The organism is Alteromonas sp. D210916BOD_24 (genome assembly GCF_047159385.1).
Classification (GTDB): Bacteria; Pseudomonadota; Gammaproteobacteria; order Enterobacterales; family Alteromonadaceae; genus Alteromonas.
In genome coordinates, this window is the sequence record NZ_AP038333.1 from 1493597 (window position 1) to 1512405 (window position 18809).

13 protein-coding genes are annotated in these 18809 nt (G+C 44.1%); 9 read left to right on the plus strand and 4 right to left on the minus strand.

The window, feature by feature from the left end; translation table 11 throughout:
* Positions 1–13: 13 nt before the first annotated feature.
* From rluF to ACMCM8_RS06495, 3 genes are all read right to left on the minus strand, one after another.
* Complete coding sequence (gene rluF, locus ACMCM8_RS06485; RefSeq protein ID WP_412726633.1) at positions 14–757, minus strand: 23S rRNA pseudouridine(2604) synthase RluF; 744 nt, start codon at positions 755–757, stop codon at positions 14–16.
* Between the two features lie 98 nt (positions 758–855).
* Entirely contained in the window at positions 856–1674 is an 819-nt protein-coding gene (locus ACMCM8_RS06490; RefSeq protein ID WP_412726635.1) for a hypothetical protein, read from the minus strand.
* Positions 1675–1984: 310 nt separating this feature from the next.
* Positions 1985–3541: a GNAT family N-acetyltransferase gene (locus ACMCM8_RS06495; RefSeq protein WP_412726637.1), complete on the minus strand. Its 1557-nt coding sequence runs from the start codon at positions 3539–3541 to the stop codon at positions 1985–1987.
* A 416-nt stretch (positions 3542–3957) separates the two neighbouring features.
* Between ACMCM8_RS06495 and ACMCM8_RS06500 the strand changes: the two genes are divergently transcribed.
* Together ACMCM8_RS06500 and ACMCM8_RS06505 are read left to right on the plus strand one after the other, a co-directional pair.
* Complete coding sequence (locus tag ACMCM8_RS06500) at positions 3958–4629, plus strand: 2OG-Fe(II) oxygenase (protein WP_412726639.1); 672 nt, start codon at positions 3958–3960, stop codon at positions 4627–4629.
* A gap of 173 nt (positions 4630–4802) precedes the next feature.
* Positions 4803–6485 (plus strand): response regulator, encoded by a 1683-nt coding sequence (locus ACMCM8_RS06505; protein WP_412726641.1) that lies wholly within the window; start codon positions 4803–4805, stop codon positions 6483–6485.
* A gap of 103 nt (positions 6486–6588) precedes the next feature.
* On the opposite strand, the gene ACMCM8_RS06510 is transcribed toward ACMCM8_RS06505, so the two are convergent.
* Positions 6589–9183 carry an ExeM/NucH family extracellular endonuclease gene (locus tag ACMCM8_RS06510; RefSeq protein ID WP_412726643.1) on the minus strand — a complete coding sequence of 865 codons (2595 nt, stop codon included), beginning with the start codon at positions 9181–9183 and terminating at the stop codon, positions 6589–6591.
* A gap of 637 nt (positions 9184–9820) precedes the next feature.
* Between ACMCM8_RS06510 and ahpC the strand changes: the two genes are divergently transcribed.
* From ahpC to ACMCM8_RS06545, 7 genes are all read left to right on the plus strand, one after another.
* A complete protein-coding gene (gene ahpC, locus ACMCM8_RS06515) occupies positions 9821–10378 on the plus strand; it encodes an alkyl hydroperoxide reductase subunit C (RefSeq protein WP_432759739.1) in 558 nt (185 codons plus the stop codon).
* 194 nt (positions 10379–10572) lie between these two features.
* Positions 10573–12162 (plus strand): alkyl hydroperoxide reductase subunit F, encoded by a 1590-nt coding sequence (gene ahpF, locus ACMCM8_RS06520; protein ID WP_412726647.1) that lies wholly within the window; start codon positions 10573–10575, stop codon positions 12160–12162.
* A 173-nt stretch (positions 12163–12335) separates the two neighbouring features.
* On the plus strand, positions 12336–14474 hold the full coding sequence (locus tag ACMCM8_RS06525) for a TonB-dependent siderophore receptor (RefSeq protein ID WP_412726649.1): 2139 nt from the start codon (positions 12336–12338) through the stop codon (positions 14472–14474).
* A gap of 9 nt (positions 14475–14483) precedes the next feature.
* On the plus strand, positions 14484–15020 hold the full coding sequence (locus tag ACMCM8_RS06530; protein ID WP_412726651.1) for a hypothetical protein: 537 nt from the start codon (positions 14484–14486) through the stop codon (positions 15018–15020).
* A 14-nt stretch (positions 15021–15034) separates the two neighbouring features.
* A complete protein-coding gene (locus tag ACMCM8_RS06535) occupies positions 15035–16498 on the plus strand; it encodes a PepSY-associated TM helix domain-containing protein (RefSeq protein ID WP_412726653.1) in 1464 nt (487 codons plus the stop codon).
* A gap of 203 nt (positions 16499–16701) precedes the next feature.
* Positions 16702–18348, plus strand: a complete 1647-nt coding sequence (locus ACMCM8_RS06540) for a S41 family peptidase (protein WP_412727634.1) — start codon at positions 16702–16704, stop codon at positions 18346–18348.
* A complete protein-coding gene (locus ACMCM8_RS06545; protein ID WP_412726655.1) occupies positions 18348–18764 on the plus strand; it encodes a hypothetical protein in 417 nt (138 codons plus the stop codon). The genes ACMCM8_RS06540 and ACMCM8_RS06545 overlap by 1 nt, the downstream gene beginning before the upstream one ends.
* Positions 18765–18809 lie beyond the last annotated feature (45 nt).

The window sequence follows — 18809 nt, forward strand, 5'->3', positions numbered from 1 at the left end:
TCAGTTTAATATATCACTCTTGTGCTGTTTTACTTGAATGACGTACAGCGTTATGCAGTGTTTTCAATTCTTTGTCAGTGAGATCACGCCATTGCCCAGGCTTTAAGTGACCTAATTCAAGATGCATGATGCGGGTGCGTTTTAATTTAGTGACTTCGTAACCGAGGAACTCACACATTCTGCGGATTTGTCTGTTAAGCCCCTGAGTAAGAATTATGGTGAATTTATTTTTTCCTGTCGGTTTTACAACACAAGGTTTAGTAACCGTCCCCAGTATAGGAACACCGCGAGACATGCGTTTAACAAAGCGTTCGCTAATAGGCTGATTAACTGTTACTTCATACTCTTTATCATGCGCATTTTCAGCGCGAAGTATTTTATTCACAATATCGCCATCACTGGTCAAAATAATAAGCCCTTCGGATGGTTTGTCTAAGCGTCCAACGGGGAAAATACGTTGTTTGTGACCAATAGCATCCACGATATTGCCTTTAACATGCTGTTCTGTTGTGCAAGTAATTCCGATGGGTTTGTTATAGACGATATACACCCGGTCAGATTTGTCCTTAGCCACTGCACCAATGATTTTCCCATCTACTTTAACGGTATCACCTGGCCCCACTTTGGTACCGAGCTCCGGTGGTTGGTCATTAATGGTAACGCGTTTTTGCTCAATCAGTTTATCGGCTTCACGGCGAGAGCAAAGCCCTGTGTCACTTATGTATTTATTTAAACGTTTGAGCGCTTGTTCACTCATTACGAGGGATGTCCTTGGGTTAGTTAAAACGAGAGGATTTTATCATGACAAAAAGAAAGGGGCGACTCGCCCCTTTCTTTTTACTGACTGAGTGTCATTTATTGAGGTGTAGCACCGCTTGAGCTTGCTCCATTGGGGGTAGCACCACTACTACTACCTCTAGAAACAACCTTAGTGGCAATCTCTCGAATTTCATTTTCTAAACTAGTGATACGTCCCGACAATGTTGTATTACGTTGCTCTAATACCGATAGCTTGTCGGTGAGATTACGCACGTCTTGCTGAGCACTTTGTTTATCGCTTAGTGCTTGTTCTAACTGAACATTTACTGCAAGCAGTTCATCTGCCAATGAGGCAAGCTGATTTTTAACAGAGCCCACTGCCGCTGCCTGTGTTTTCACATCGTCTGACACACCGCTGATATTTTTATTCAGCGCATTTTGAACATTACTGACACGATCCCCAAGGTCAGCAATTTCTTTTTGATTGCGACGCCATGCAGATGCCCATAATTTATCCATTTGTTCCCACAGCTCGTTGGTTTTGTTGGTCAGTTCAGTCACTTTTACCTGAAGTGCGACTGTGGACTCGCCAATTTCTTCCCCCGTAGCGGAAAGTTTGTTTTCAAGTTGCAAAATACGTTTTTCGGCTTCTTGCGCAACCACTTTTTGTTGTTGTAGTAAGGTGTACAGATAATAACAACCACCGCAGGCCGCAAATGCGATTAGGGCAACGAGTACCACCCAAATTCCACTTCCTCCGGATGAGGGCGCAGGAGATGAACTCGACGAAGAAAGCGAAGAAGAGGGGGGCGCCGTATTCACAGGTGACGCCTGTCGCTTGGTTTGATAATCACGACGATCTTCTTCATCCAATCTGATAGTGGGGAATTCGTCGTTTTTTGAGTTGTTTGCCATAGTTAATCAATTTTCTCTGTTTGTGGTTTTCACTTGCCTTAAAGCGTTTAACGAGCCATTACATTACACCGCTAAACTGACAACACAAGTCATTACCTTTCTTATTGCGCGCTGAGTCATGTTATCGCTAAATTAAAGGAAATGCCATGGCTTAAACGCAAACCTGTAAAGTGGCCTCCACCAATATCTATTAACCTGACTCTGCGCGTTTTTATACGCGCTTTTATACGCGCTTTTATAGCTGGCTAGATTACGTACATTGTCAGACCAAAGTGGCTGACGTGATGTCTGTACTAGCCCCCAAAATCAATCACGATTTATCGCCTATCCACTCAACCCGATACAGGTCGCGGCGGCGATCCAGATAATTTCTGACCGAGCCTTCATTTTGTAATTTTGTCAGCTTGTCTAAATCCAAATCGACTATTAAGGTCATTTCGGTATTTGGCGTGGTTTCAGACACAATCGCGTCATGTGGAAAAGCGAAGTCGCTGGGAGAAAACACGGCAGTTTGGCCATATTGTATATCTACGTTATCCACTTTCGGTAAGTTGCCCACGCTACCTGCTATTGCTACATAACACTCATTTTCAATGGCTCGTGCTTGTGCACAGCGGCGTACTCGCAGATAGCCATTTTTTGTGTCTGTCCAAAATGGCACAAACAAAATCTGCATTTCTTGCTCAGAAAGCACCCGCGCTAATTCTGGAAATTCGACGTCATAACAAATAAGTACCCCTATTTTTCCAAAATCGGTATCAAATACTTTCAAGCTATTGCCACCCTTCATGATCCAGTCTTTTTTCTCGTGAGGGGTAGGGTGAAGTTTATATTGGCTTTCAATCGTGCCATCGCGCTTACAGATATAGCTAACGTTGTATAGCTCTTCGTTTTCAACAATCGGCATTGAACCTGCAATTATCGTAATGTTGTAAGAGACCGCTAAATGTGAAATAGCAGTTAAAATTTCATCTGTGTAGGTGGCTAGGTGCCATATTGCATCGATAGAAGAGTCAGATGGACTCAACCCCATCAAAGGCGCATTAAAAAATTCTGGGAACAGCGCCACATCACAGGAATAATCTGACAAGGCATCAACAAAGTATTCGACTTGTTGTAATAACTCTTCCACGTTGTTGAAGTAACGCATTTGCCATTGAATACAGCCGATACGGGCATTTGAATTTCGGCTGGCAAACAAAGAAGGCGTGCCTGGTTCGTAATAAATATTGTGCCATTGCAACAACGTGGCATAACCTTTAGAAGCTTCATCTTCCGGTAAGTAGGCAGACATAACCTGTTTCACTTCAAATCCATTTGATAATTGGAATGTCAAAATAGGATCGTAAATGTCTTTTAACTTTACTTGCTCAATATATTCATAGGGTGATAATTCGTCGGCATAGTTTCTGTAATTAGGAATGCGGCCACCCGCCATAATAGATTTGAGATTTAAGTTTCTACATAACTCCTTGCGGGCTTCGTAGAGACGACGTCCTAACCTCAGGCCTCTATATTCTGGGGATACGATAACTTCAACGCCGTACAAGACGTCCCCGTTCGGATCGTGCGTCGTTAAATAGGCATCACCGGTAATTTCATCATAAGAATGTTTGTCGCCAAACTGGTCGTAGTCCACAATAACTGAAATGGCAAAAGCAACCACTTTGCCTTTGTCTTCAATACAAATTTGCCCATCGGGAAACGTAGTTACCTGGGCTTTGTAGTTGGTGTATGGCCATGCGCCCCCTACATTGGCATAGACTTTGTCCATCAGGGCTTTAACGTCATCGTAATCATCTAACCTAAGATTTCTCAAATCTAAGTGATGTTCCGTTTCCTCTATTTGTGTTTGATCTTGGCTCATTGAAAACTCGCTCTTATCGTTGTATTACCTAAAAAAATAGTGTAGGTAACTATGCCATGTACAGTCATGCCCAACACAATCTCTATCCTAATCTCGAATTCGCTGTGACGCAAAGTGCAGATAGATTAGTACGAATAAAGCAAATTGTGTGCGCTTTATTTGCCGATTAATATTTTTTCTTTTGTCGATAAAAATTTGGCGACGGGAAAACCTTAAAAAGCATTGCGTAGTAGGTGTGCTAAGCGTATAAATCCGCCGACTTTTATAATATATGCACTTGAGTCTTTTGCCCTATAGGCTTCCACCACTGATTCAGCCATGGCGCCTTTGGTATATCTAACGCCCACTGTTCACTGGATATGGACGCACCGTAACGAGGGAATAACAGGCTCAAATTTAATGGTGAAAATTGCCCAATGAACCGCGATCTATTAGCTTCCCATCAGCCCCTCTATGTTTTCGATGAGGCGATTTTTGAGAGTATAGCCGATGGTCTTGTAACGCATGGTTTTGCTGTACTAGATAACGGGCTACCTGACTTTCTCTGTCAGACGTTACTCGACTGTCAGGCTTCGCTTAGTGAACAAGAATACCAAGCGGCAGGGATCGGAAGGGCTGACGATTTTCATCATGCCAAAGAAGTCAGGGGAGATGAAATTTGCTGGATAACCGGGTCTTCTGAAGAAGGGGCACTTTGGTTGTCCTGGTGTGATGCCCTTAAACAATATATTAATAGAACTTTGTTTATGGGATTGTTCTCATTTGAAAGTCACTTCGCGTGTTACGAAGCGGGTAAATTTTACAAGCGGCATGTAGATGCTTTCCGCGGTCAAAGCAACAGAGTGCTCTCTCTGGTTGCGTATCTCAATGATCAATGGGGAGAGGAAGACGGCGGGGAATTAGTTATATACAGCAATGACTCCGATTCCAAAGGAAGAAAAGTAATACCCCGAAAAGGCACTGTAGTCGTCTTTTTAAGTGAGCGTTTTCCACATGAAGTGTTACCAGCAAAACGTACACGACATTCTGTGGCGGGTTGGTTTAGGGTAAATGGAAGTATTAATCAGCACATTGACCCGCCTAAATAATAGACGCTAGCGTTAATTCCTAACATAGTGCTAATATCAACTACTTACAGCAAACGAGAAGGCATTTCGACCTCTCGTTTTTTTACGCGCGCCATTGTGCTCCCTTTACAACAATAATAAAGGGGAACTGTGTAACGCTAAGGCCAGGGAAGTGACTAAGAAGCGAGCAGTACATGTTGGAAAAAATACCTACTCCTACCGCGAGAGAAGATCTCAGAATACTGGTTATTGATAATCAAGGTCTGGTACATGATGTTATTGCCTCAGCGTTGCACGAAATTGGTATTAAGCACATCAGTAGTGTGTTTAATGCGTTTCACGCCAAACGTTTGTGTGAGGTAAGGCAGTATGATTTTGTCTTGTTAGCGTTTAACGTTAGCCACGATAAAGATGGGTTTCACCTCTATGAAGAACTCAAGCACCTCAACCACATTAACGACACCACCACAGTTATTTTTCTAAGTGCCGAAACGTCATCAGAATTAGTCAACTGTATTGTCGAATTGCAGCCGGACGATTTTTGGGTGAAACCTCTGCAGCGGCATAAAATAGAAGTGCGTTTTGAATACTTGCTGCAAATTAGATACAAACTCCACAAAATGTTTTACTGCGTGCAAATGGGTGAATACGCTACTGCAATGTATTACGCTGAACGTATGCTCAAAGACGACTCGTTGAATGAATACCACACTCGAATAAAACGGGTTATTGGTGATTGTTATTTGAAGCTGCGTGATTTTGGTACGGCGGAAAAGTATTTCAGAGATTTATTGCAGCAGTACAATCACGCTTGGGTACACATTGGCCTCACCAAAGCGTTGCTACGTCAAGACAAACTAGAAGAAGCGCAAACCATCGTCGACGATCTTTTACAGCGTACCGACACACGCTTTTTAACTTATGACCTTCTTGCACAATATTTTATTGAAAAAGAACAGTATGACATTGCATATGAACAAATGAAGGAAGCAAGTCGGTTAGCCCCTAGAAATATAGAGAGAAATAGAAGGCTTTGGGATTTAGCAAGGCTAAATCACGACAAGTCAGGTCAGCTGACAGCCGTGCAAAATATGGCAAAGTTTGCCAAAAACTCTATCCATGATTCGCCCCACCTTGCATTAAACGTTATCCGCTCAACCATCGATTTAGCGACGAGTTTAGGGGGCGAGCAAGGGGATAAGCTAACAAAACGCGCTGCGTCCGACCTGGAAGACTTAAAGCAGCAAAAAGGTATCCAAGGACAATTGAACGATCAGCTCAATATCATTAAGGCAAGAATTCTGTGTTTACAAGATGATAAAAAAGGCGCAGAAGACGTAATGACCGGGTTAAGTGCTAATACAGAAGGCCTATCCCTTGATGACAGCTTGGATAAAATGAAGGCGTTTCACGAGTTGGGTATGCGTGAACATTGCCTTAAGATCCTCGATAAACTAAGACTTAAAATAGAAGGGGACACGTTTACCTCTCGCGTTATCAATGAGTATTTAAATCAAGAGTCTATTGAGCGAACTGAAATACAGTTTACCACCAAAGAATTGAAGCAAATGGCTGCGGTAAATTACAAAGAGAATCGATTGCAACCAGCGTACAACAATCTACGCCAAGCACTGACTTTATCTCCCAAAGATAAACAAATTGCCTTAAGTTTGCTGAAAGTCATCGCGCAGATTCATCTTACTGAAACCCTGACGAAAGAGCAGCACGACACTTCAATTAGCGCAGCAAAAATGCTCACTCAAAGTAATTTAAACGCCCCTCAAACTGAAAAACTAAATCAGTATATTTGTGAACTCAATCTGGACGTTGTGAAAGAAGCACAACCTGAATTAGCCGGCGTTTTAGCAACATCGTGACCCATTAAAAAAGCCCTAATGAAACTCACCATTAGGGCTATTATATTGTCACTAATCGGAAGTAATGTAAGGGTAGGGACGCTACCCTTTGTTCAACTATCGATTATTTTTTCGATGCCACAGGAGTGCGACGACGAAAGGCAAGCACAGCTGCTAGCAGTGCGATAATTCCTCCCATTGCACCACCTGAGTCCTTTTTAGAATCCTCAACGTCATCACCAGTATCAGGTACTTGCTCAGCGACAAGATTAAATGTTGCGATGAACGGGTCGTGATCTGAGCTTCTAAATGGACCTACGTCAGTAAACGCGTAGCCGTCTTCATCAGGGTAGTAGCGCAGTGCCTGATCGTACTGAAGTTGGTAAGCTTCAACAGAGTTGATGTTCCAATGCGTACCATCAACTGCGTCTGCTAGCATGGTATCGCTGGCTAACACATGATCCAGACTACCCACTTGCTCAGTGCCATAGAACCAATATGAAAAGCCGTTTTCGTCAAAAGAATCAGCAAGGTTGTGGTAACCAAAGCCGCTTTCAAGTTCAATGGATGCACCGTCGTTCATAGACGTGTTGATGGCTGTCTTAATCGCATAGCCTCGTGTTTCTGGTGTGTAGTCAGTTAACACAGCAACCGGATCTTCTGCACTGTACGCGTTAAGGTCTCCCAGAATAATTTTGCGTTCTGGTAAGGAATCATCCGCAAGGGCGTCTCCCAAAGTCAGCGCCGCTGATACGCGAAGCGCATTACAACTGCCTTGGATCACATCAGTTTCAGTAGTGTTATCTGCAATGTCCTCAGCACATTGAGAGCCTTTTGATTTGAAGTGGTTGACCGCAACTGCAAAGGTTTTTTCTGATTCAAGATGAGTAAAAGCTTGAATTAGCGATGGGCGCATACGAGCCAGACGACTTTCATCAATTTGCTGCTCGGGCATATCAACTATGCGGGCATCACCTAAAGGCGTGACAACGCTTGCACGGAATAACAAGCCAACTGTAATCGCATCGGTACCAATACCCAAGCCATCAACAGATGTGACAAACGAATACTGCTCAGTTTCGCCTAGTTGCGCATTGATGGCATTTACCAGGCTTTGAATGGCACTGTCATCTGAAAAGCCGTCATTTTCAATTTCCATCAGGCCGACTACATCAGCGTTAAGGGCAACTATTGCCTCTACAATTCGTCCCTGTTGTAGTTCAAATGCAGTTTCGTTACCCGCTCCACGGTTGGCGTCATAGTCGAAAGTAACTGCACCATTCGCATCAACTTCACCGTTAAAATAGTTCAATACATTGAACGTAGCGATTGACAGGTTACCTTCAGTTACTGCAGGATTTGCCTGACGTGAAGAAGTAACTTCAATGATGTCCCTTGGATTAATGCGGTAGGTGCCATAGCTGTAATTTAATGGGCCTGTCGCGCTCACTTGGTCACCAATACGAATGGCATTAGCATAGCTGAACGTAGGGAAGTAGTTCAGGTTGTCTGGATACTGTGAGCCACTGTTGTCTTCGATAAGAAGCAAGCTTGCTTCCGCTTCTGCTTGCGCCGCCTGATAGGCTTCACTTAAAGGCGCAGCAACATCACTTGGCTGACGTTTAAGATTGTTGCTGACTACAATCTCGCCATAACGCCACAAATTGTTTGTGCTAGTTATGGTTGCGTCAACAACGCTCACTGTCATACCTTCTAACGTCTCAAGGTCAACATCATAAGGCATGTTAATTGAAACCGCTTCGATGGCATCGGCACTACCGCAATCAAGTACAGAAACGTCATTGTCGAGTGCCAGAGTAGTCAGTCCATAGTTTTCTTTCACTTCGCCGTATAAACGAACCAATTGACCTACTTGAACGTCTGTCGAACCGGCGACAAAGATACCTTCAGAAGTAACTGCATTGTCATCGTAGTCAGACGCTTCTTCTTGTAAAAAGAAGCCTCCATCTCTACTTGCGGTGATTACAGCTTCAACAATGTGGCTATTGCCCACTTCCGGCGATGCACTTTCACTACCCTGAAGGGCACTGATTAATGTGGCATTGTCTCCGCACACACCTAATGTCACCTGTGGTGGTTCTGGCACGTCAACAACGTCACCACCACCCTCAGTGCTAAAGGTGGCTAGCGGGAAAGGTGTTGCTGCTGTAGCGTTAGAATCTGCACCGTCTAGAGCGTCAACGCCGCTGAAAGTCCAATTCGAAGAACTAAAGTTACCATTGTTTGCGACACTGCCTGCTACGCGATATGCCCATCCATCAACATATTCCCAGTCAGTACCGTTACCGTCAGTATTTATATCGCCGAAAGTATCGATAACACTGCCGTTTTTGAATAACTCTACAGCGTCATCGCCGTTAATGCCCATGGCGGATGTATCGTAATCTGGAGCACTGCCGAAGTAAGCGGTAAAACCGTCTATTTCTGATGCCACATAAAGATACGAGCCTGCTGAGGCTGACTGAGCCGGAAAAGTAAACTCTTCGCCATCGGTACCACCACCATTGTTGGCACTTCCAATACCGTAAATCGATAAGTCCTCGATATCGTTGACAACGTATAGTTCTACAGCTTTAGGTACGCCGCCGCTTAAAGGACCATCAATTACACCACTGATGACGATATCATTCGCATCAACAGATTGAGAGGCGAGGGCAGTGATTATGCCTGCGGTAAGTAACGTTAACGATGTTTTCACGTCATATTCCCTTTGTAGTTTTTTTATTGTTGATGCTACTAAGCAAAAAAGCGAGACACTTAATAGACACCAATGCTGTTACTGCTAAACCTACCGTATACGGATTTACCCAGCGTAGAAATAACTTTATTTTATTCAATATGATTTTTAAAATATTTTTATATATCAGTGGTTTAATTGTTACTAATAAACTTATTTATACCTTTGGCTCAATTTTTTTGTGCGCCTATGGGTATAGATAAGTCTATTAATACTTATGTTAGCGTTTGCGCTTAGATGGTCAAAAGCGCCCTGTAACACCCTGCGTATTGCCGGGTTACTAGAGTGCTAATTGGTGAATCTGGTAAGGAGGTTAATAGAGGAATAACGTTTAAATCGATAAGTTCTATCGTTCGATTCAATAACCTGATTAAACGGTTCATATTTACCAATTAGTTTTTTCTATGCCCTCGCGCTATGCTTAAAACCAGTTCGGAAGGGACGACAAAACTTTTAGTGATGCGATACAAACTTCACTAGGAAATTGGTTTCACATAAACGTAAAACCAAGTCGTCACAATAACCGTAAAGTTTATATTCGCACGCAATAAGCCTGCGAAGTTAATTTAAAACCCTAAATGGAGAATTAAACATGGCATTGATTAATACTGCTATCAAACCTTTTAAAGCAACTGCGTTTAAAGACGGCGAGTTTGTAGATGTAAGCAACGAAGACATCAAAGGTAAATGGGCAGTTTTCGTATTTTATCCAGCTGATTTTACTTTTGTATGTCCAACTGAGCTTGGCGATATTGCTGATAAATACGAAGAGCTTCAGTCGCGTGGCGTAGAAGTATTCTCAGTATCTACTGATACTCACTTCACTCACAAAGCATGGCACGATTCTTCAGACACGATCAACAAGATCAAGTTTGCAATGATTGGCGACCCAACAGGTGAAATTACACGTAACTTTGATTGTATGCGTGAAACTATGGGCCTGGCTGACCGTGCAACGTTCGTTGTTGATCCAGAAGGTATTATCCAGGCAATGGAAATCACCGCTGAAGGTATCGGCCGTGACGCAGATGACCTAGTGCGTAAAGTTAAAGCTGCACAGTATGTTGCCAGCCACCCAGGTGAAGTTTGCCCAGCTAAATGGAAAGAAGGCGAAGCGACACTAGCACCTTCACTTGACCTAGTAGGCAAAATCTAAGCATCTCGCTTAGCGCTTAGCGCTTAGCACTTTTACCTGATAGCGCAGAGCTATCTGCAACATGAAATGTTAGGCAGTTAAATTGTAGGGAGTGGGTCTCCACTCCCTGATGTTAATTTCCAATTTCCGCTTATTGTTGTTGACCTTAAATAGGTTGGCGGGGATCGGCGTGTCGAAAATAAGGCAGAATAACCGTGTTAACTCAAGAAATTTTACAAGCATTGAAAGGGTATACCGAGACAATGCAGAAAAACGTAACCTTTGTCGTACAGACCGGTGAACATAACAAGCGTAATGAGCTTGTGAAGTTTCTGTCCGACATCGCAGGTATAAGCGACAAACTATCTGTTGAAGAACGCGATACACAGGGCGAACTTCGCAGTGCGGTTAGCTTTCTCTTAGAGGCTGACGGCAACGACACGGGTATCCGTTTTTCAGGTATACCTGGTGGTCATGAATTTAATTCTTTAGTACTTGCCATGTTACATGCGGCAGGTACCGAGTTAAAATTGGATGACAGTGTGAAATCAATGGTCAAAGCCATCAATGAACCATTGAAATTTGAAGTTTTTATTAGTTTAAGCTGTCACAACTGCCCAGAAGTAGTCCAGGCGTTAAACCAGTTCGCGTTAATTAACCCCAATATCACGTCAGAGATGATTGACGGAGGGTTATATCAAAACCTTATACAAGAGCGTGACATTCAAGGCGTGCCCAGTGTTTACTTAAACGGTGAGCTATTTGCCAATGGCAAAGTGGATGCCTCAGTACTTATCAATAAACTGATTGAACGGGATCCTAGCCTTAAAGAGGCTAACAAAGGTGACGCATTACCGTTACAAGATGTCACTGTTATTGGTGGTGGTCCTGCTGGTGTAGCTTCTGCTATTTATAGTGCACGTAAAGGTCTTAAAGTTACTATCGTTGCCGAAACCTTTGGTGGTCAGGTTAAAGATACCATGGGAATAGAAAACCTTATATCTGTGCCTAAAACCACAGGGCCACAACTTGTAGGCAACCTGATGGCGCACGTTCAGGATTATGACATTACACTTAAAGAGCACGTGCGTGTCGAGTCAATTGAAAAAGGTAATATCAAGACAATTACACTTTCGTCGGGCGAGCAGATCCGCACCCGTACTGTCATTGTTGCAACCGGCGCTCGCTGGAGAGAGCTTGGTGTTCCCGGCGAGAAAGAAAACATTGGCAATGGTGTGGCTTATTGTCCACATTGTGATGGCCCTTTCTTTAAAGGAAAAGACGTGGCAGTAATTGGTGGTGGTAACTCAGGTATCGAAGCAGCGCTCGACCTAGCAGGTATTGTCAAATCAGTAACTGTGTTTGAATTCATGCCTGAACTTAAGGCTGACAAAGTACTGATCGATCAAGCTGTGAAGCGAGACAACATTACCATTATCAAAAATGCAGCAACGCGTCAGATAACAGCTCAAAACGGTAAAGTGAATGCGATTGAATATCAAGACCGTTCTACTAATGACGTGCATACCCGCGAATTAGCGGGGGTGTTTGTACAAATTGGTCTGGTGCCAAATAGTCAGTTCATGAAAGGCGTAGTGGACATGACCCAGTACGGCGAAATTGTAATAGATACCAAATGCCATACTTCTGAACCCGGTATCTTTGCCGCAGGTGACGTGACAACTGTTCCATATAAGCAAATTGTGATTTCGATGGGAGAAGGTGCAAAAGCCTCATTGGCGGCGTTTGAATACCTACTTAGCCATGAAGTAGTAGAATCTGAAGAAGGTAATGCTGCGGCATAATCTAAATCGACAAATACCTCAGTAATTAAACCAGCAAGCAGGTGTCTGAACAGACACCTGTTTTTTTATGTTTTTTAATCTATATCGCAATGATAGTGCTTATCATTTACCTTAAAGTTTGTTATTTTAACGGACCTTTGCGCAATGTCACTAAAATGGACTGACAGACACTCATGAACACACATCAAATACGTATATCTGCACTATCGTTGGCGGTAAGTGCCAGCCTTCTTTTTTCAGTTAATGCCCAAACGAATGAGCAAAGTACTAATGATGAGCGCGAAATAGAAAAGGTAGAGATAGTGGGCACACGTAGCCCATTTGGCGCGACGAAAACAAACACACCAATTGTTGAGTTGGCTCGCACTATCTCTATAGAAACGTCATTGGATCTGAAGCAAAAAGGGGCGCTCAACCTTGCTCAAAGTGCGACTTATATGGCAGGAGTAACAGGTGAGTCATATGGTTATGCTACCCGTGTAGATTCAATTTCATCACGGGGATTAAGTATTCCCCGTTATCGCGATTCAATTCAGGAACTGTTTGGCAGTTATAACTCTACCCGTGCCGAGGTATACACCATGGAACAAGTGGAGTTATTAAAAGGACCTGCTTCAGTGCTGTACGGTCAGGGTTCCCCCGGCGGTATTATGAACTACGTATCTAAAACACCTACTATCGGCAAAGGAAGCGAAGTCGTACTTTCCTACGGCACCTTTGCGCGCACTCAACTGGGTGTTGACCTTAACGGCAGCCTGTCGGATGATGATAAGTGGGTAGGACGTTTTGTAGGGCTATATCGTGACGCCGATTCTCAAGTGGACTACGTTACAGACGATACTCAGGTATTGATGCCATCAGTTTCATTTTTGCCCACCGACAATACTACATTGACCTTAATCGGCTTGTTTCAAGATACCAATAGTGATACCGCTGCTCAGTTCATACCAGTAGAAGGCACCTTGCTACCGTTACCTGATGGCACCTATTTACCCAATCAGGATGTTTACACTGGTGAGCCTGGCTTTAATAAGTTTGATACACAATCCAGTCAGGTTACGCTACTTGGTGAACATTTAATTAATGATTCCACTTCTGTGTCGTTTACAGCGCTGTGGCGTGATGGAGAAGCGGACTATCACCAAGCCTGGGCGACGTTTACTGGCGGCACGCGTTACCTCAACGCGTTTGTCGGCGTGCCTATTGCTCCAACCGACACCTTTGTGCCTCGCACGTTTTACCAAGCTGACAATACGTTTGAGCAACACGCAATAGACGTCAGGGTGAGCAAGCAATTCACTACGGGTAAAATCGAACACGAGTTACTTGCAGGTGTTCAATATCAAAGTGTTGATACCGATGCTAACTCGGCTTACTACGCGGGGGGCGGTGCGCTACAGGGTGACTTCCGCTATATCTTAGATTTAGCTAACCCTGTTTATACAGGGGCACCTGAGCAAGCTATTTTTGACGCAATATATAACGACTCTCCTGAGCAAACTGTTTCAGATACGGGGTTGTATCTGTCAGATCAAATAAGTGTTGAGAATTGGCGGTTTACGTTAGGACTGAGACATGATCGCGTTGACAATGACACGGGATCGACAACCCAGGACGACGCTAAAACTTCTTATTCGGCAGGTGTGTTATACCGCTTTGAAAATGGACTGTCGCCGTATGTTAGTTACGCAGAATCATTTGAAACCGTAGTGGGCTTAGATATTAATGGCAAGCAATTAAAGCCTGAAGAGGGCCGTCAATATGAAGCTGGTATTAAGTATGAACTATCAGCTATTCCCGGTTTTATAACATTGGCTTACTACGACATTGAAGTGTCTAATTTACCTAATCCAAACAGTTTGCCAGTTGAAGCTGCACAGCAACAAGGTGTTGCGTCTTTCGAGGGTGTGGAACTTGAAGGGCGGCTAGATTTTGGCGAACTGTCAGCACAGTTTGCACTATCGACGTTAGATGCAAAAGATCCCAATGGGTATGCACTGTCTGCCCAGCCTGACAGCAACGGATCGCTGTGGTTAAATTATGCACCCGAGGCACTAGCTGGCTTGAGAGTAGGCGCGGGTGTGCGTTATGTAGGAGAATCAGTATCTGAAAACGGACTGATTAAATATGTCACACCTAGCTATACACTAGGCGATCTGATGTTTGCTTATCAGCTCTCAGAGCGTCTTGATCTTCAACTTAATATTAGAAACGTTACCGATAAAGAATACTTGACGTCGTGCCTCTATCGAGGGGATTGCTTCCCAGGTGTACGCAGAACGGTTAACGCATCAGTTACTTACTCGTTTTAAGGAAAAATTATGCTTACAGTTGCAGCAAGTGGTTTAACGCTTGCAGCTTTGGCCACCGTTTATAAAAGCTGGCGCTCTCAGGCGTCAGCTTATCTTTATGCTGGAATAGTCGTTTGGCTCGTGTCTGCCATTTGTTGGTCATACGCTCAGGGGTGGGAGTTTGGTGTGTTATATGCGCTATGCCTTCCGGCAATATTGGTATGGCCATTAATTGCGTTAAACCAAACTCACTTACCCATGCCTAAAAATATTCCGCAGCCAAGAGCATTTGACTTTTCACGTAAATCGGTAGTCAGTCACTTAGCAAATTACTTCGTTGTGCTGGTATTGTTGTTGGTAGTAAGCGTTTTGTTGACCCTTGGCATTTGTACAGTCCTACCTTTTTCTATTGCCGGTCAACTGGCAACTGGTACGGTGTTATTGCCCGTGTTATGGGGGTTAATTGTTTACCATTACCTGGTGACGACGCACAAACTAAAAGTGTTAGGTGTGTACGTATTGTTAGCCGCGCTGTGTGTGCCCTTACTGTTATTAATGCCGCTGTAGGTAGGTCAAATTAAATGGATAAAGTTACAAAACAAAACGCGTTAAATGCACATAATTGGGTGGGCGTATTTCTCAGCGTACTGCTTTTTCTCGTGTGTCTGTCAGGTACTATTGCCGTTTTTCATCTTGAGTTTGAGCGTTGGGAACAGCCGCATATTCAGGAAATGGACAATGTCACGCCAGATGCCATCGAAAAGGCCATGAGTACCTTTCTAGCTCAACAGACAGAAGAATCTCACCACCTTTATGTTGTGTTTCCTACCTCTGATATTCCTCGTTTGGTTGTTGAGAACGATCACGCTGCATTTTTCGCTGATACAGAGGGGAATCTATTAGAGCAGGAAAGTGTTTCCTTCACACAAATGTTGGTAGATTTGCATATTTTTCTCAATTTACCGCAGAGCTGGGGAATGATCCTGGTTAGTGCGCTGGGCGCTATTATATGTACCTTAGTGGTTACCGGTATTATCGCCCATAAACGCATAGCAAAAGATGCGTTCAAATTGCGACGGGGTGGAAATGGTCAACAGGCACAAATAGATCTTCATAACCGTTTTGGTCTGTGGGCGGCGCCATTTCATTTATTAATTGGTATTACCGGTGCCTACTTTGGCTTGGCGGGCATTATTTTAGTGATTGTCGCGTCTTTGAATTACGACGGCGACCGCGATGCTGTGATAAATCAAATTTTTACGCCTGATCCGGTGCTCGCGCCTCAGGAAGGTGCCCCTGCTATTGGTAAAGCATTTGGCCAGATGGCAACACTGGCTCCTGAAAAATCACCCATATTCCTCACTGTACACGAGGTGGGAGAGCCAGAGCAGTTTATTGAAATTTACGCCAAAGCACCTAATCGCATGATTTATGCAGAAGGGTATCGTTTTGATACTGCTGGTAATTATTTAGGTGTTGCCGGTTATGAACATGGTGAATGGGGCAAGCAGCTGGTTTGGGCAATGTATCGCCTTCACTTTGGTGATTTTGCGGGCCTCACCAGTAAATGGTTGTATTTTATTCTGGGTGTAATGTTGACTATGTTGTGCGTCTCTGGAATGGAGATATGGCTATCGAAAAAGGCCCATCCGCCGCTAGCTAGTCGATTGTGGTATAGCGTGGTTTGGGGAAGCGTGAGTGCTTTAGCGCTAACTGCCGTAGCAGATATGTTCTTTGCGGGCTCGTTAATCGCTGTATTTTGGGTGTTAATGGCAACGAATACCGTACTCACATTGACAGTCAAATCATTAACTAAACCCGTTTGGCTGGCCATATCGGGCTTTAGTGTACTTATATTGTTGGTGGTATATGCGGCTTTCCATGGCGAGGCAAGCCTAACAGTGGCGTCATTACAGCTTAATGTACCTATGGCCGCGTATGTAGTCTGGAGCCTCTATCGTGCCAGTGTTCTACTTAAAAGAGCAAAGCGCGGTTTACCGCAAAGCGACAGCACAATGGTGGAGTCTCAACAAGTTAACGCTTAAATTTAAATGTGTGTAAAAGCAATATTGTGGGGCCCGCTATTGTAGCGGGCCTTTTTTATCACTCATATTTTGCAACAATTTTAATGTGTGATAAGTGGCGGCCATTTAAGTGGTATGGCAATATCAAACTCGCTGTGAATTCAATTTTATCAGCAGTAGCGCAACAGCAAAGTTGGCATTTTTCTATAAGGACATAAATTATGATAAAAACGTGCAAATATTCTTCTTTAGCACTCGCAGTTACCGTTTCGCTTCTCACTGGCTGTGGTGGAAGTAGTGGTGGTACGACGGTTACGCCTGGCACGGGGACAACGCCAACCACACCGACCACACCAGAGCAGGCCTGGGAGCCAGGGGTATATGAAGAACAGTCAAACTATGTGGCTAAGTGCGAGACACCCCGTTCAGGTACCGACCCTTTTACTGGCACTGCATACCCAGATACACAAGGTACGGCGATGGACGAGAAGCTCTGGCTTCGCACATGGACAAATGACACTTACCTTTGGTATGACGAAGTGCCAGATAATGACCCCAGTTTATATTCGGTGTTGGGCTATTTTGACCAATTAAAAACGACTGCACTTACCACCAGCGGTACCCCGAAAGACAATTTTCACTTTTCTAGCCCAACTCAACAATACAATGAATTGGCTCAGTCAGGCGTGTCTTCGGGCTACGGGTTCGAGTGGGAATTCGGCCAAACGTATCCCCCCAGACAATTAACGGTGAGATTTACCGAACCAGATTCTCCGGCGGCGTTGGCAGAGATCCCTCGTGGCGCGAAATTACGTACCATTAATGGGATAGACTTTGTGAATAACAATACGCAAGCTGGGGTAGACATTATTAATGCAAGCCTGTTCCCCTCAGAGAGTGGCACGACTGTTGATTTTGAATTTGAATTAATAGACGGTACAACAGTCACAACTACGTTAACCTCTGGCGATATAGACGTTGCACCGGTTCAAAACGTCAAAATACTAGACACTGAATATGGTAAGACTGGCTATTTTCAGTTCAATACGTTTATACGAACAGCACAAGACGGTTTAATTAATGCGTTTGACGAGTTTGTAGACAACAATGTCACCGAACTGGTCATTGACCTTCGCTACAATGGGGGAGGCTTGCTGGCAATGGCCTCACAATTATCCTATATGGTGGCCGGCCCCAATCAGACTAATAACGCCATATTTGAAACCACGCGTTTTAATGACAAAACCCCTAACACCAACCCCATTACAGGGTCTGAAGTACGCCCCACACCGTTTTATAGTCGAGAAATTGATTATAATGCCGGGTATCTCACCGATACATTACTACCCAGCTTATCGCTCAGTCGTGTATATGTAATCACTACGGGGGCGACCTGTTCAGCTAGTGAAGCGGTAATGAATGCACTGAGAGGGGTAGATGTGGAAGTTGTGCAAATTGGCACGACCACTTGTGGGAAGCCCTATGGTTTCTATCCGACTGACAACTGTGGTGAAACGTATTTCTCTATTCAATTCCAAGGTGTTAATAATAAGGGCTTTGGGGACTATGCAGACGGTTTCATGCCTACCACATCACCTGTCTACGACTTTCAGCTACCCGGTTGTATTGTCAATGATGACTTTAGTGTAGCGCTTGGCAGCCCTGAAGAAGGTATGTTAGCTGCGGCGCTGCATTATTCTGCAACGGGGGCTTGCCCAGTGGCACAAACGTCATCAAATGTTGCGGCTATGAAGGGGACTGCAGCTCATACGAGTGAAGGCCTGCTCTCTATAGTCACCCCTAATACTAAGAAAGAAACGTTTATTTTACACAATAAAATTAATCAGCCAGTATTTGAGGAACGCCAATAATGAATAGGCGAAAAACAGTGTTCGCATTGATTTCCTCCGCTTTTTTAACGCTCACGGGATGCGCTGCTACACCAACAAGTGAGCCTTCAAAAAGTGAACCGGTACAAGCGCATTTGGTTGCCTTAGACAATGCGCACAAGGCACAGCTTGAAGGGATAATTGGCGATTGGTTTGGTGGGCTGAAGATTACGTTAAGTGACAAAGCGTTTATCGAAGCGTCTCAAATCACTATTGAGCGCAAAGCGCTAGTCGACGAGCGGCATTTACCACTAGAAGGGCGGCACAATAATCCTGCTTTTAGTTTTACAATGCTTAAGCATGGTGAGCAATGCCTGTTGAGAAACGACCGCTCTGGTGAAATGCGCCTTTTGACTGATATAAACTGTGTAAAAGCCGTTGACGACACGATGTTGTGAGGTTGACTCAACACTTATGTAAGGCGCGGGTAACTCACGTTACCC